This window comes from Vibrio sp. 1078-1 (genome assembly GCF_033340475.1).
On the sequence record NZ_JAWOWM010000877.1, the window covers coordinates 1 to 522 of the forward strand.

Sequence of the window (522 nt, forward strand, 5' to 3'; positions counted from 1 at the left end):
AATGCGGCGTTGGGAGCGTTTGAACACTATGTCGCATCTGGAGCAAAAGATGATGCGATTGGTCTGGGTCAGCAGTTAATCCTATCTTACCCATTTCTCTCTCAATCTAAGAGTTTTACTCAGCAGTTCTCGAAAGAGCTGGTGCCTGCAGCACAACCATGTATTCAATATGCGATAGAGGGATGTGTGGAAAATTATGGTCAGCTTCTTAATACCTTGGCCCCAAGCGCTGAGGTGAGTTACGAAGAAGGAGCCAAAGTTTTCCAGAATGTCTCGAAGTCACTGTCGGTTCCTTTTTTTGCAGCAGCAGTGCAGCAAGCTGAGAACTACTGTGCGGATGAAAACGTCGCAAATGCGTTGCTCTACACCTTGGACAGACCAAATAATACCAACTTCGCTTTGGCGAAAGAGGTTGCTACACAAAGGTGTGCTAACACCGCACTAACAAACTTTGAAAATTACATTATTGAGTCGCAGACCGTAAGAGAAGCACTTTGCCCGACATATTTGTCTAAAGGACAT

Annotated in this window: 1 protein-coding gene; it reads left to right on the forward strand. The window is 45.2% G+C overall.

The genetic code is table 11. The features are described from left to right. The coding region (locus tag R7190_RS30590) for a hypothetical protein (protein ID WP_318138306.1) at positions 1–522 on the forward strand (522 nt) is incomplete at both ends.